Annotated in this window: 11 protein-coding genes and 3 pseudogenes; 7 read left to right on the top strand and 7 right to left on the bottom strand. The window is 67.4% G+C overall.

Going from position 1 to position 14,319, the window contains the following annotated elements; translation table 11 throughout:
- Positions 1-373, top strand: a 373-nt coding sequence (locus Pth03_RS37745; RefSeq protein WP_203949299.1) for a zinc-binding dehydrogenase, incomplete at its 5' end; no start/stop codon positions are given.
- A 107-nt stretch (positions 374-480) separates the two neighbouring features.
- Here Pth03_RS37745 and Pth03_RS37740 read toward each other — a convergent pair.
- Both Pth03_RS37740 and Pth03_RS37735 read right to left on the bottom strand, forming a co-directional pair.
- Positions 481-738 (bottom strand): annotated as a pseudogene (locus Pth03_RS37740) (DUF6247 family protein); the annotation flags it as partial.
- A gap of 73 nt (positions 739-811) precedes the next feature.
- Positions 812-1,300 (bottom strand): hypothetical protein, encoded by a 489-nt coding sequence (locus Pth03_RS37735; protein WP_203949297.1) that lies wholly within the window; start codon positions 1,298-1,300, stop codon positions 812-814.
- A 145-nt stretch (positions 1,301-1,445) separates the two neighbouring features.
- On the opposite strand from Pth03_RS37735, the gene Pth03_RS37730 reads away from it, so the two are divergent.
- Both Pth03_RS37730 and Pth03_RS37725 read left to right on the top strand, forming a co-directional pair.
- Positions 1,446-4,235, top strand: a complete 2,790-nt coding sequence (locus Pth03_RS37730; RefSeq protein WP_203949296.1) for an ATP-binding protein — start codon at positions 1,446-1,448, stop codon at positions 4,233-4,235.
- A gap of 133 nt (positions 4,236-4,368) precedes the next feature.
- A complete protein-coding gene (locus tag Pth03_RS37725) occupies positions 4,369-5,160 on the top strand; it encodes an alpha/beta hydrolase (protein ID WP_203949295.1) in 792 nt (263 codons plus the stop codon).
- Between the two features lie 150 nt (positions 5,161-5,310).
- Here the strand turns inward: Pth03_RS37725 and Pth03_RS37720 are convergent, their stop codons facing one another.
- Positions 5,311-5,892 (bottom strand): EF-hand domain-containing protein, encoded by a 582-nt coding sequence (locus Pth03_RS37720; RefSeq protein ID WP_203949294.1) that lies wholly within the window; start codon positions 5,890-5,892, stop codon positions 5,311-5,313.
- A 422-nt stretch (positions 5,893-6,314) separates the two neighbouring features.
- Here Pth03_RS37720 and Pth03_RS37715 point away from each other — a divergent pair, with 422 nt between their 5' ends.
- From Pth03_RS37715 to Pth03_RS37705, 3 genes and pseudogenes are all read left to right on the top strand, one after another.
- The gene (locus tag Pth03_RS37715) at positions 6,315-7,811 is read left to right on the top strand and encodes a class I SAM-dependent methyltransferase (RefSeq protein ID WP_203949293.1); all 1,497 of its coding nucleotides are present in this window, start codon (positions 6,315-6,317) and stop codon (positions 7,809-7,811) included.
- A 76-nt stretch (positions 7,812-7,887) separates the two neighbouring features.
- Positions 7,888-8,304 (top strand): annotated as a pseudogene (locus tag Pth03_RS42710) (serine/threonine-protein kinase); the annotation flags it as partial.
- Entirely contained in the window at positions 8,300-8,560 is a 261-nt protein-coding gene (locus Pth03_RS37705) for a hypothetical protein (protein WP_203949292.1), read from the top strand. The pseudogene Pth03_RS42710 and the gene Pth03_RS37705, both read left to right, overlap by 5 nt.
- Here the strand turns inward: Pth03_RS37705 and Pth03_RS37700 are convergent.
- Positions 8,557-9,030 carry a GMC oxidoreductase gene (locus Pth03_RS37700; RefSeq protein ID WP_239119683.1) on the bottom strand — a complete coding sequence of 158 codons (474 nt, stop codon included), beginning with the start codon at positions 9,028-9,030 and terminating at the stop codon, positions 8,557-8,559. The genes Pth03_RS37705 and Pth03_RS37700 overlap by 4 nt on opposite strands.
- 10 nt (positions 9,031-9,040) lie before the next feature.
- Between Pth03_RS37700 and Pth03_RS42780 the strand changes: the two are divergent.
- Positions 9,041-9,148 (top strand): annotated as a pseudogene (locus Pth03_RS42780) (SAM-dependent methyltransferase); the annotation flags it as partial.
- A gap of 137 nt (positions 9,149-9,285) precedes the next feature.
- Here the strand turns inward: Pth03_RS42780 and Pth03_RS37695 are convergent.
- The 3 genes from Pth03_RS37695 to Pth03_RS37685 form a co-directional block, all read right to left on the bottom strand.
- Positions 9,286-9,630 carry a DUF1801 domain-containing protein gene (locus Pth03_RS37695; RefSeq protein WP_203949290.1) on the bottom strand — a complete coding sequence of 115 codons (345 nt, stop codon included), beginning with the start codon at positions 9,628-9,630 and terminating at the stop codon, positions 9,286-9,288.
- Between the two features lie 134 nt (positions 9,631-9,764).
- On the bottom strand, positions 9,765-10,514 hold the full coding sequence (locus Pth03_RS37690; protein WP_203949289.1) for an SDR family NAD(P)-dependent oxidoreductase: 750 nt from the start codon (positions 10,512-10,514) through the stop codon (positions 9,765-9,767).
- A 185-nt stretch (positions 10,515-10,699) separates the two neighbouring features.
- Positions 10,700-13,396 carry an ATP-binding protein gene (locus tag Pth03_RS37685; RefSeq protein WP_203949288.1) on the bottom strand — a complete coding sequence of 899 codons (2,697 nt, stop codon included), beginning with the start codon at positions 13,394-13,396 and terminating at the stop codon, positions 10,700-10,702.
- Between the last annotated feature and the right edge of the window lie 923 nt (positions 13,397-14,319).

Here is a 14,319-nt window from a genome sequence, read left to right as displayed (position 1 = left end):
TCGCCTTCGCCGGGCGGCGCCGGACGGCATCGACGTGTACTGGGACACCTCCGGCCACCACAACCTCGAGCAGGTCGTCCCGCTCCTCGCCCACCGCGGCAGAATGATCATGATGGCCAATCTTGAGGCCCGCCCTCCGCTCCCGGTCGGCGCGCTCTACACCCGGGATGCGAGCCTGCGCGGCTTCGCGATCTCCAATGCCTCGGCCGACGAACTGGCCCACGTCGCGGTGGCACTCAACTTCCTGCTCGACAGGGGAAAACTACGCGCACGGGAGCTCCAGACGCTGCCGCTCTCGCAGGCCCCACTAGCCCACACCCTGCTGGAGGAAGGGCGGGCGACGGGCCGCATCGTCCTGCTCCCGGATGCCTGAACCCCGTACGGCCTTATCACGACCGCGAGCGTCAAATGCGTGAGGTGTGACCGACCGCTTCCTCCGGAAGGCCCTTCATCTGGGACAACGCCGCCACGTGGAGTAGCTCATCGACGTTCGGCCCAACCAGGGAAGGCGCCCTCCATCGACACGAACTCCTCGCGCCGCCCCTCCCGAACCGCCTGCTCCGCCCGGTCGAAGTCGGGATCGGAGACCGCGGCCGCATGCAACCGCCACACGCGCAAGAGCTCCCGAAGCTGCTGGAACCGCCACACCTCGTGGGCCGCGTCCAACGCGCTGTGATACTCGCTGAGGAACTGCTCGTGCCACCGCTCCGGCAGCACACGCAAGATCTCCGCCGGGTCGTCCCCAGCGGATGCAGCGGCTCAGCAGTCATGCTCCCAGGCCACTGCGCTGCAACAGACGGGCACCGCGAATCTACGCAGGCGTCGATGACTCAACTGACGGTGCCCCCACCCGGAGCAGCACCAAGCCATCGTCATCCCATTCGGACCGACTCTGCGGCGGCGGCAACTCCACGCCCGCCAGCCCAGCTACGCAGGAGAAGTCCTCCAGAAGGTGATCTATAAGCTCCTCAGCCTGGCGGAGCGTAACCGCAAGATCGCCTGAAGCCTGGACACTGAGGCCGAGAACGGCCGCCCCTTCGTCAGTGATCGTGATGATCGCCTGGGAATGATCACGCCCCCTGAGGTACAGCGAGAACCCACCTCCCCCACTCTCGGGACGAAGCTCATCAAGAGCCCTCACATCCGCATCGCTAACCGCCCCCAGGAGATAGACCCGCCGAAACGCAGCGAAGCGCTCATCACCGGGATCATCCGCATCAACGTATGCAGAAATGAACCGATCAAGAACACGAGGCAGTGGATCCGCTACCCAGACGTACGCGTCGAGACAGAGCTGCACGGACGCAGCGTAGATCACCAAGGCCGGCGGCAGATCCGGAAGTCAGGTAGACATCGTCCAGTCGCGGTCCAACCTGAGGATCGTTCAGCCGGGGGGTCCCCCCCGGGGTTGGACACGGGGCGCCGGCGGCTGGATGCTCGACCCCATGAACACGGTCACCCGCCAGCGCCTCGTCGGGCGCGACGACGAGTTGCGGTCCCTATTCGGACATCTGGACGGTGTCGGTTTCCGAGGTCGCGCGATCGGGCTGCTCGGAGAGCCCGGGGTCGGCAAGAGCGCACTGCAGGCGGAGGCTGTGGAGCATGCGCGGTCTCTCGGGTTCGCCGTGCTCACTGCGCGGGGCAGTCAGTCCGAGACGCACCTTCCTTTCGCCGGCCTTCACCAGGTGCTCCGACCGTTGTTGCCCCGCGTCGACCGGCTGCCGACCACGCAGCGCGACGCGCTCCTCGCCTGCTTCGCCATGGGCGATTCGACCGAAATCAACCCATTCTTCACATTCTTGGCGGTCTTGGAGCTGCTCGTCGACGCGGCGAGACAGACGCCCGTCCTCGTGTGCCTCGACGATCTCCACTGGATGGACCAGCCGTCGATAGACGCCTTCGCCTTCGTCACACGCCGGATCGCCAGTGAGCGGATCATCGTCCTCTGCACGTCCCGCCCAGAGGCGCTGCCGTTCGCTGACGCGCACACGGTCGAATGGACGGAGCTAAACGGCATCGACGAGACCGCATCGGCCGCGTTGCTGGACGCGCGGGCGCCGCACTTGTCTTCGACGCTGCGCGATCGCGTGCTGTGGCAGGCCCGCGGCAATCCACTTGCCCTGCTGGAGTTCGCCGCTGCGCTGGAGTCGGGACGGTACGCGTGGACCGAGTTCGATGAGGACCTGCCCATGACCACTCGCCTGGAACAGGCGTTCGCCGCGCGTGCCGAGCACCTCGCCCCAGCCGTACGCGCGGTCCTGACCGTTGCCGCGGTCGACGACGGCGACGACATCAACGACGTCCTCGCGGCCGCGCAGATCCTCCATGGTTCGCCCCTCGACCGTGCCTTGGTTCAGCCGGCGTTCGAGCACGGGCTCTTGACCGTGGTCGGCGAGAGGTACCGCGTCGCCCACCCGCTGGTCGGCTCGGCCCTTCGGCAGGCCATGCCGCCGGCCACGCGCCAGCAGGCGCATGCGGCGCTCGCGCGCGTCCTGGCACCTCATCCGGACCGCGCGGTGTGGCACCGATCCTTCTCGCTGTCAGGACGTAACGAGCAGATCGCGGCCGAGCTGGAACAGGCGGCCGACAACGCCCAACGCCGCGGTGCGGTCGCCTCCGCCGCCGCCTGGCTCGAGCGGGCGGCGGCGCTGAGTCCGGACCCGCAGTCGAGAGCCGCCCGCCTGCTCAGCGCCGCAGAACTTGGTTACCAACTCGGCCGGTTCAGCCAGGTTGAGCAGATCAAGGCGCAGGTCACGGGAATGACACTGCGACAGCGGGATCGGTCCAGGCTGACCTGGCTCGAGGGCGTCTTCCACGACGGCTCAACGGGTGAACCTGCGGAAGTACGTCACCTGGTCGGCATGGCACAGCACGCCACGGACGCACAGGACGTCGACCTTGCGATGCAACTGTTGGTCGGCGCAGCCCGCAGGGTCTGGTGGCGCGACCCCGGTGAGACGGTGAGGCACGAGATCGTCCAGGCGGCGCAGCAGGTGAGCGTGCCGGCACATGACCCTCGGCTGCTGGCCATCTACGCGCTCTCCGAGTCCCACGAGCAGGGGCCGACGGTCATCGAGCAGCTCACGCGGTGGCCCGCGGACGCCGGCGGGCGACCGGATCTGGCCGGCCTGCTGGGAATCGCGGCATTCTGCACGGGCGATTTCCGCCGTGCCGTCGCCTTCCTGTCCACACCAGTCCAAGAGCTACGCGCGCAGGGCCGCATGAGCCTGCTCGCCGAGGCGCTGGCGATACGAGCATGGGCCGAGATCTACCTGGGGACCTTCGACGTGGCGAGTTCGGCCGACGAGGCCATGCGGCTCGCCGACGAGACGGGTCAGTCCTTGTGGGCTGCCACCGCACGCATCGCCGTAGCACTGATCGACGCGGTGGGCAGGGGCTGGGACGCAGGCCACGACCTGCTCTCGGAGGCCGAGCACGTGGCGTTGCGGACCCCGAACGCGGCATCGTCCCTGCTCGCCGGCGTCCAGCTCGCTCGTGGCATCGCCGAGCTGGGCGCGAACCGTCACGATCAGGCGTACGGCGAGCTTCGCCGCGTGTACACGCCGGCCGACCCCGCGTTCCAACGCGTACAGCAGGTGTGGACTCTCAGCTACCTGGCCGACGCCGCCGTCCGCACCGGTCGCCGCGCCGAGGCGAGATCCGTGTTGACCTCGGTGGAAGACCTCGTGGGCGCTTCCCCCTCGACGGGATCGACCATCGCCCTGGAGTATTCGAGAGCAGTGCTGGCGGACCCCGCGTCGGCCGAGTCGCTCTTCCGGACCGCCATGGAGGGCGCGGGTCGCCGGCTGCCTTGGCATCGAGCTCGGGCTGAACTGGCCTACGGCTCCTGGTTGCGCCGGCAGCGACGCGTCGTCGACTCCCGTGAACCACTGCGGGCGGCGCGGGCCACCTTCGACGCCTTAGGTGCCCGCACGTGGGCGCAGCGAGCTGACCAAGAGCTGCGTGCGACGGGCGAACGCGGGTGGCAGCCGACGTCGAACCCGCGCGAGTTGCTCTCGCCGCAGGAAGCCCAGATCGCCGAGCTGGCGGCCCAGGGCCTGTCCAACCGCGAGATAGGCCAGCGTCTGTTTCTGTCACACCGCACGGTCAGCTCGCACCTGTACCGAATGTTCCCCAAACTCGGAATCGTCTCCCGCAATCAGCTGGCTGCCGCGCCGAACAACCCCGGCAACCAGGCCAGGCGCGACCACCTTCAGTCAGGTGACGCTAGCTGATACCCCTGACGCCGGTTGCCCGGGGCAAATGACTCACGCCCACGACTGAAGCCGGCAGGTCCTCCGCCGTCCTACGGTCTACGCGACGGCTGTGGTGCGTTTGGCGCCCAGCTCATGACGAGTGGAGAAAACCGTGGGAACGCCCGTGCTCTTCATCCATGGTCTCTGGCTGCATGCCTCGTCCTGGGATCCGTGGGTGGAATATTTCCAGGACGCCGGCTACTTGCCGCAAGCTCCGGGCTGGCCCGGCGACGGCGACACGGTCGCGGCATCGCGGGCGAATCCCGACGCGATCGCCGGCCACGGCATTGACGACGTGGTGGAACATTTTGCCGGCATCATCGAACGGCTGCCTTCGGCACCGATCCTGATCGGGCACTCATTCGGCGGAATGATCGCCCAGAAGTTGCTCGGCCTCGACCTCGGCGCAGCGGCGGTGGCCATCGACGCCGCCCAGATCAAGGGCGTGCTGCCACTACCGCTGTCGGCGCTGCGGTCCGGCTTCCCCGTGCTCGGCAATCCGGCGAACAAGAACAAGTCGGTTTCGCTGACCCCCGAACAGTTCCGCTACGCCTTCGGCAACGCCATCTCGGAGCAGGAGTCCCTGGAGCTGTATGACCGCTGGTCCATACCCGCCCCCGGCAAGCCGCTCTTCGAGGCCGCCGCTGCCAACTTCAACCCGCACTCGTCAGCCAAGGTGAACACCGCGAACGAGTCACGCGGACCGCTGTTGCTCATCGCAGGCGGCAAGGACCACACCGTGCCCGAGACCGTGGTGCGCGCGACTCTCAAGCAGTACCGCCACTCCCACGCGGTCACCGACATCATCGACTTCCCGGACAAGGCGCACTCGCTGACCATCGACTCCGGCTGGCGCGAGGTCGCCGAGACGGTCCTGACCTGGCTGAAAGAGCAGAACCTGTGATAACCCCTCTCGAAGAGCCGACCGGTCGGGGCTGGAACGTCCGGGCCTTGACGTGAGCCCCTGCCGCCGCTTCGCTCTTGAGCACAGACGGCGGCGGGGCCGACCTCACTGACAGGCCGTCGTTACCTGCAGCGGGAGATGCTCGGCGGCTCAGCCCACCCTCGTCTGCCCCAGGATCGCCGATCCTGGGGTATCGGGGTCCTCACTGGTGATCAGCACCCAGACGCCCTCGGCGTACTCCTGGCGGGAGATCCTGCCGTCGCCGTCGGTGTCCAGTTGCGCGAAAGCCCCCTCGGCCACCTCGTGCGGGATGCCCAGTGCGCTGAAGAGGCGATCGAGTTCCGGCGCCGAGATGAACCCGTCTTCGTCGATGTCGGCGGCGTCGAAGCCCGCGCACGACAGCGCGAGGGTCATCTGCTGGAACTGCGGATGGCTCGCGACCAAGTGGTCCACCGCCTTGATGAATTCCGACTCGCTCACCACGGCGTCGCCATCGAGGTCGGCGTCCTCGCGGATGTGTTCCCACCAGTCCGCGCACAACTGCTGAAGTGCCTGGTGCTGACGCGAACCCGGGTCGAGGGCCAACGCGGCACATGCCCCGTCGGCGATGCGCTTGAAGTCATCGGCAGCGATCTGCCCATCGCCAGTGCTGTCAAGCAGGGCGAAAAGGGCAGCGACGTTGGACTCACGGAGAGAACGGGTCACAGGAGCACCTCTCGGATCGAACGGCATGGACCACGACCGCTCCCTAAGTATCCGGATCGCTCCGCTCAGTGACAGAAGGTGTCATGCTAGCGACGCGGCAACACTAATGTGCCTTGAGAGACTCCTTCGACACCGCTATGGCCACGGTCAGCGTGCCCAGCGGGCGGGGAGGCCTCTGCCGCCACAGCCGATGGCGGGTCCAGTTCGCCGAAGTGCACGCCTATGTCGATGGCGAGACTGACGGCCAGGCGCACGCGGAGTGCTACGACCCTGGCCGCCCCGGCGTACGCGCCATTCTCCAAGCGCTATCCATGACTCAGAAGACGAGGTCCGGTAAGCCGTTTCTGCTATCCAAAGAGATTAAACGGACGCATGGAAACATATGTCGCTCAAGAGTCATATGTCATCCTTATGGCGCCCTCATCCATACGCCGAGAGGATCTCAGGCCATGCACGATGACGCCGCCCTACGAGCGCGGTGGGTCGAATGGCACGATGCGGGTGAGGCGATAACGCGCCTCCGGCGGCGCGTGTACATGGCCGAGCAGGGCTTCGGCGAAGACATGGTGCATCACCCGAAGGACCCGGACGGCCTTCACCTGTGCGCCCTGTCCGGTGACGAGACCATCGGTGCGCTGGCCGCCTACGTCTACGAGCCCGGCGCACCCGAACTGACCCATCTGGAGTTGCCGAAAGTCGACGGCCTGTCGGTTCAGATCGGCAAGCGGCTGGAGGAGGCCCCGTATCGGGGCGCCCTAATCAGCGAACAGCTCGGCACGTCGATGATGCTGCAGATCTCCGAGTCGCTGCGCCCGGTCCGGTTCTTCCTCACCGTTCGTGGCACTCATCGCCGACTCATCGACAGGTACGCCAGGCGAGGGTTCGTCAGGCATGCCGACATCGGCTCCGGCGCCGACGCCGTCACGGTGATGACCATCGAGGGCGCAGCGGCCATGGAGAAGCTGTACGTCGAATACCGTGCGCTGGGCAAGCGGTCGATGCACAACGGAACCCGGATAGCCGTCCCCTCGCTCGTCCCCTTCCTTGCGGACACCGACCGGGAACACCTGCTGGCGGGAGATCTCCTGGGGGCGGAGAACATCTACTTGGACCCGCTGCCTCGTAAGGAGGAGCTGCCCAGACTCGCCGCACAAAGCCGGCTGATGGCCGCCGAGCAGCGGCCGCGGCTCATGGCGACCGCCTTCCCTCCCCCGCCCGCTTCGCTGCTCGACGTCGGCACCGGGCCGGGAGACGCCCTCGCGGCGGTCGCAAAGGAGCCGCCGTTCTCCGGCTACCGCATCCGGGGTGTCGAACCCTCACCCGACCTGCGCGCCACAGCGCGGTCCGCCTTCCCCCAGCTGGACGTACGGCGCGGGACGGCTTACGCCACCGGCGAGCCGGACGCGTCCCACGACGTGGTCATGGCGAGCTTCCTGTTCATCCACCTCCGCAGCCCTGACCTCGCTCTGCGAGAGATGTGGCGAGTGCTGCGGCCGGGCGGGCTGCTGTACGTCGTCGACGTGAACGACGACACTTTTACGGGGCCGGACGAGATCCGCCGCATGGTCGAGATGCACGACCACTACTACCCCGGTGACCGCACGATCCTGACCGATCTTCCGCGACGCGCTGGGGAGTTCGGTTTCGAGCTGGAGAACCATTTCGCCACCACCGTGCGCAACACCGGAGATTCCGAGCCGGTCTTCGGACAGGACGAGATCGTCCTGAGGCTGCGGGAGGGGTGGGGTCTTCTGGCTTTCATGCGCTCGCAGGAGACCACCGCCAAGCTGTTCGAGGAAGCCCAGAAGCACTATTTCCGTACGCAGTGCGAACTCAGCTTGGGCATCGAGACCCAGGTGTACCGCAAGCCCGCCGCTCAGCCCGACGAGCAACTCCAGCACTTGGAGAAGTGCAGCGCATCCCGAGCCGCACCCGCGGAGTCCTAGCTGTCCGAGCGTCCGAGTTCTGACCCGGACGCGGTCGCACCCCGCGAAGAAGGTCCCACCTGCCACGATCTCTCTTATGGGTATCCGTGGAGGAGTCGAGCGCTACCAATTGATCCAACGGATCGGGCGCGGAGGAATGGGAGTCGTCTGGCTGGCCCACGACGCTCTCCTCGACCGCTATGTTGCGGTCAAGGAAATGACCGTCACCTTGGACGACATCTCCGTACGCCGGATTGCGCTCCAAGAAGCACGGTCGGTGGCCCGGCTGGCGCGTCCAGGAATCATCACTGTCTACGACGTCGTTGAGAACGACGGACGGCTCTGGATCGTGATGGAGTTCGTCCGTGATTCACTCACGCTGGACCAAGTCATCCGCAGAAATGGACCGCTCTCCCCTCTCCTTGTCGCACGGATCGCCCGCCAACTGCTCGACGCCCTTGGCCACGCCCATGCCGAAGGCATCCTCCATCGAGACGTGAAACCCGGCAATGTACTGCTCACCCCGCGCAGGGTCGTCCTTATCGACTTCGGAATCGCCCGTACTTGCCGCGGCCCAGCCCGGCCAGTCACTCGACCACGCCGACCTCTATGCCGTGGTCTGGGCCGTCAACCACGTTCATGTGCTCACCCCGCTTGCGCTCCAGATCGCCGACAGCGGCGCCCCGTGGACGGCCGAGCGGTGGCAGCAACTGCGGGCAGCCGTCGTCACCGCCGTCGGCCGCATCGTCCAGGACTCGGCAGGTTCCTAGCCGAGCAGGAGTTCAGCCGCTCGTTCCGCGATGGCCAGTACGGCGGCGTCGGTGTCGGCCCCGATCAGCGAGGGCATCACGGAGGCGTCGGCGATCCGCAGCCCGGCGACTCCGTGCACGCGCAGTTGAGGGTCCACCACGGCCGACGCCGCGTCGGGTCCGATGCGGCAGGTTCCCACGGGGTGGGCCGCGCTGTGCGTCGTGCGGCGCAGGAAGGCGGGTTCGCTGAAGAAAGCGGGATCGATCAACGGGGCGGCCCCGGGGTCCGGCCGAAGCGAGGCGCACGGTGCCACGGCTGCGGGGTGCTCAGTACCGTGGGGATGATGCCGAAGCCGCAGTTCCACGGCCACCGCGATGGCGTGCTTGCGCAACTCGTCCGCCGGACCTATCCCGGACAACATCAGCACCTGCGCAGAGCCGAAAACTCCGCCGCACAGCACCCGCATCACCAGCGGCAACTTCCGGCTCATCACCCGCCTCGGCGTCGCCGACCGGATCCGCACCATCCAAGCCGACCTGGACCAGACGTGGCCGGCCCTCGGCCCTGCCGACCTCGTGTGGGCGTCCGCCTCCCTGCACCACATGGCGGTAAGCAGCATTGAACCTGGTCAACGGTCCGATCCATCAGGGGGGCGAGCGAGGACTTTCGAGCGTGAGCGTCGCGGATCAAAACCTCCTTAAACGACAAGCTGAGCAGCGAGATCAGATGGGGCGAGCCGGCCTGCTCACAAAGCGACCGTGGTCTGTCCCAGAATGTCGGCGAGGCGCGTGTAGTCGACATCCCGCCCTTCTTCGATGTCGACGGCCTTGCGTTCCCCTTGGCCCAGTGCTCGGATGAAGCCCTTGACCACAGGGATGTCCGTGGCGTTGAACACCATGAATGACACCTTGTTCCGGGAGACCGCTATGACGGCCGCGAATTGGCCGTTCTTGAGGAAGTGCGGCTTGCCGTATTGCAGCCGTTCTTCGACCGTGGGAACCGTCTCGTGGACCATTGCGCGCAGTTTCTCGCAGACGTCGATCTGCCAGGGCGCGGTCTTGTTGATGTACTGGGTGACGTCGTTGTTCATGCTGTTCTCCGAATGTCGCTTCCGCAGGTTGCCTTGCGCGGGTCCCTCCAGGGGGAGGCATCGCGTTCACGCTCGTCCCAGCCCGCGGCATCGGTCCGCGGGTAAGGGTCTATGCCTCCCCGGCACCTGTCGTGTCAGTCGACGAGGGCTCCGCAGGAGATGTTCACCTGCGTGGAGGTGATGCTCCTGGCGTGTTCCGACGCCAAGAACGCGGCGACTCGGCCGACATCGTCCAGGGTCGCGGCTCGCTTGAGAAGCGTCGCATCCACCATCTTCTGCTTGTAGGGCGCCATCTCGGGAAGGTCGCCCAGGGAATCGGGGATCCCACCGGTACGCATCGAGACCACGCGTACGGAGTGCGGGCCGAGCTCGCAGGCCCACTGGCGGCGCATGGCCTCGACCAGGTCGCAGCCGACCTGTACGGTTCCCAGGCCGGGCGAGGAGTTGGCCGGGTCCGAGCCGCCGAAGTGCAAGATGACTCCCGAGCCCTGCTTGACCATATGCCGTGCCGCGGCCTTTGCGGTCAGCAGAAACGAGCGCGCCACCTTGTCCATCGCGCGGCCGAAGTCGGCGACGGGCATGTCGAGCAGCGGCACGAACAGCGCGTCCTGGGAGATGACGTTGACCGAGACGTCGATGCTGCCGGTCTGTGCCGCGATGGAGTCGACCCAGCCGTTGACGGCGCTCTCGTCCAGGGCGTCCACGATCGCCGTCTCGGCCAGGCCGCCCTGACTGCGAATGTCCGCGGCGACGGTGTCGAGCTTGCCGGGAGTGCGTCCGGCGAGGAAGACTCGCGCTCCCTCGGCTGCGAAGCCCCGCGCCATCGCGCCGCCGATGGCTCCGCCGCCCCCATAGATCACCGCGGTCTTGTTCTCCAGAAGCATGTGCGTCTCCGTTCGTCGGTTCGATGGCTCGAATCTAGGGACAGCATGGCAAGGCGGGCATCGGCCTCACGACTGTTCTGACAGATCCGCTGACCAGGACGGGCGGCGACGAGAGCGGCGTACCTCAGGCCGGTCCGCGGCGGGTGCCGGCCATGGTGACGAGTAAGTAGGTCGACTGATACGGCTCACAGCTCGAGCTTGGCGAGCTCCATCCTGCGGGTCACGCCGATCTTCGGATAAGCGCGGTAGAGGTGATGTCCCACGGTGCGCGGGCTGAGGTACAGGCGCGCCGCGATCTCCCTGTTGCTGTACCCGGCTGCGGCCAGTCGCACGACCTGGAGTTCCTGTGGGGTCAGCCGCTGGAGCGGGTCGTCGGCCTGGGCGTGGGCCACGGGTCTGTCGCCGAGGACCGTCAGTTCGGTGCGGGCGCGCTCGGCCCAGCGTGCCGCGCCGAGCCTGGCGAAGGTGTCCTCTGCTTGCGCCAGAGCGGCGCGAGCCTCCGAGCGGCGGCGCTGGCGGCGCAGCCATCCTCCGTATGCGAGCTTGGTCCGCGCGAGTTCGTACGGCCGGTCGGGGATGAGCCGCAGCGCGGCGCGGTAGTGACGTTCGGCCTGGTCACCGTCGGTGAGCAGGGCCTGGCAGCGCAACTCCAGAGCCTTGCCGACGTCATTGTGCCCGGCCCACGCCGACAAGGCCGGCAGGTGTCGTCGGGCCAGGTCGGCGCGTCCGGTGCGGATGGCGGCTTCGACGTGATCCGGTACGGCCCTGATGAGCAGATCGTGCCGGGCAGGGCCCCCGCATGCTTCCTCGAACGCGTCGAGCGCCTGCTCGGAACGTCCCTCGGCGAGGTCGAGCAGTCCAACGCCCCACGAGGCGAGGGCCGCGTTGGTGGGGTGCAGGGCAGCGTGTTCACGCACCTCGGCGGCCAACGCACGGCACTCGGCGGCGTCGCCGATGACGGCGGCCAGCCACACCGCGATGGCCTTCAGTACGGTCACCTGCATGTCCATGCCGATGTCGGACGCCAGCGAGATGCCTTGAGCGAGGTCGGCCTGAGCGCCGCGGAAGTCGCCCCGCAGCAGCCGGCCGATGGCCAGCGGCTCCAGCACGTACGGAAGCCAGCCGAGCGACCCGTCCGCTCTGACGTCGGCCGCCAGCGACTCGAGCACGTCCGTCGCCGCCACGTCGTCGGCGGTCAGCAGCCCCATGAATCCGGCGATCACCCGCTCGACGAAGTCCTGGACGGTTCCGGTCCGGACAGCCTCGACCAGCGCGCGCATGGGCACGACCGCCGCGCCGAAATCACCGTCGGCGTGCCTGCCGTACCCGATCAGGGCCGCCACCACGGGCGCCAGCGCTGCGCCGGAGGGCAGCCGGACGGTCTCCAACTGGGCGACGGCTTCTTTGACGAGATCATGGGCGCATGCGTCGCGGGCCGCCCACACGGCCTCGGTCAGCATGGACACCGCCCGCTCCGGATGGCTGCCGGTGATCAGCATGGCGCCCTCCAAAGCCAGGGCTGCGTCGGCGGCCGGCGAGGTGCTTTCGTAGGCCACTTGCGCACGCACGTAGGTGGCCTCGGCGACGACAGCGGCCCTGCCGGTCAGCGCAGCGGCCTCGGTCGCCAGCCGGGTCGCCCATTCCGGGCGGCCGGCGTCGTAGGCAGAGCGGGCCGCGCGGACCATGCGCTGTGCCTTGCCCTCCTGGCCGGTGCTGAGCCGTGCGGCGCGCTCGTACGCCAAGGCGACCGCCACCGCCCCACCGCGATCTCGGGCTCGCTCGGCAGTGTGTTCCAGCTCGCCGGCGACTTCATCGTCGGGGCCGGTGGCCGCGGCGGCCCGATGCCACGTGCGGCGGTCGGAGTCCGCCACAAGCGACAGCGCGCCAGCCAGGGCTTGATGTACGGCGATGCGCTGATGATGAGGAGCGCTCTGATACACGGCCGAGCGGATCAGCGGATGACGGAACCTGATCTCGTCGGCTGACGTCACGACCAGACGGGCCTCTTCAGCCGGACCGAGATCGACGGGTGACACACCGAGGGCGACGCCCGCCCGCAGAACCACATCGAGTTCGCAGGCGCCGTCGGCCGCCGCCAGTAGAAGGAGCAGACGGGTGGCAGCGGGCAGCTCCTCCAGCTGGGCCCGGAAGGCGTCCTGCACGCGTCCGGCGATCCTCAGCGGACCGACCGGCGTGGCCAGGCCGTCCCTCGACGCGTGGGAAAGCTCCATCAGGGCCAGCGGATTGCCGCCCGCCTCGTCCAGGAGCCTGTCACGCACCGGAACGGTCAGCTCGGGCGCGCATTCCGCCAGCAGTTCCACGGCGGAGTCACGGTCCAGTCCGTCCAGCCGCATGACCTCGATCCCCGGCGTGAGGAACGGTTGTGCGGTGTCCCGTACCGCGAAGACCATCACGATCGGATCCTCATGAAGCCTGCGCGCTGCGAACAACAACGCGTCCGAGGACGCCCGATCCAGCCATTGAGCATCGTCGATCAGGCACACCAGCGGCCGCCGCGCGGCGAGGTCCGACAGCAGCGTCAGCGTCGCGGCGCCGACGAGGAACGGGTCGCGCACCGGAACCTCGGCCAGCCCGAACACTGACCGCATGGCGGCCGCCTGCTGGCCCGGCAAAACCTCCAGCCGGTCCACGAACGGATGCAAGAGCAGGTGGAGCCCACTGAATGGCAACTCGGCCTCGGTCTCGATGCCGGACCCCCGTAACACCCCCATCCCGTCCGCGACCGACGCCAGATCCTCGAGCATGGTCGACTTGCCGATCCCCGCCTCACCCTGCACGACCAACGCCCCGCTCCGCCCTTCGCGGGCCTTCGCCAGCAGCTCCTCCAAACGGGCGCGCTCAAGGTGGCGTCCTATCAACATGACGGCACAGTAGCGCCCACGCCAATGTGGCACATAAACGGGCACAGACCCCATCAACCACTCCATGAACTCGCCCCCGCCTCGACCCCGCTGCCGACCACAGGTCCCAGTCCCGGCGACGGCTCTCGTCTACCTACTGACCGACAACATGAGCGTCTACGCTCGGCACCACGTCTGGCGTCATCAGTCAGGCGAAATAGATCAGATCGAATGGGACTACGAGCCGGAGCCCTCTCCAGACCTATCTGATCCACCGCAGGTCAGCTTCCCCGCGTGGATCAAATCGGGCGCGAACTGACAACCTCGACCTCTGCAATTTCCAGCCCCAACATGGCGACCGCCCGACCGTCCTCGGCTGGCTGGCTGCTCCGCTTTCACCTTTCGGCGCGCACTTCCAAAGGAACTGCATCAACCTGTAGAACGAAACCAGGGGTTCAACGCTCCCCGGAGGCTCTCTTACTGCCGAGACCGTCAACGTCGTCAGGAAGGTGCGGGGCCATCACTGGACAACTTCGCTCCGTTGACCGCGAGGGCCCTTCCACTCCAGTGGATCAGGCCCTCGCCTTGCGACACCACAAGATCGACTACTTGATGAATCAGCCCTTCCGGGGCGGGCGCCGTCCAGGGACGCGGACGGAGGCAGCCTTGCGCCCATCGCCCCTACCTGCGCTGAGGGTTACGGTTCCACCCCTGCTGGCGAAAACGACAAGCAACACCACCAGGGATACGCCCGCCGCGGCCGCAATGCCGATAGTCACCCACGGGTACTCCGGCCACGCGGCCACAGCCGTGATCGGTGTCGCGATCGAGACGATCGCCGCCTTGCCCAGTCTCACTCGTTGACCCTTTCGGATTGAAGGAAACCGAAGGGATCAACCAGACAACCAACATACCGGCGCATAGGCAGGTAAAGTGGTCGACGT

The sequence above is a fragment of the Planotetraspora thailandica genome (genome assembly GCF_016863335.1).
GTDB lineage: Bacteria > Actinomycetota > Actinomycetes > Streptosporangiales > Streptosporangiaceae > Planotetraspora > Planotetraspora thailandica.
The sequence above is the reverse complement of the archived record's forward strand: the minus strand, read 5'-3'. Positions and strand labels throughout refer to the sequence as shown.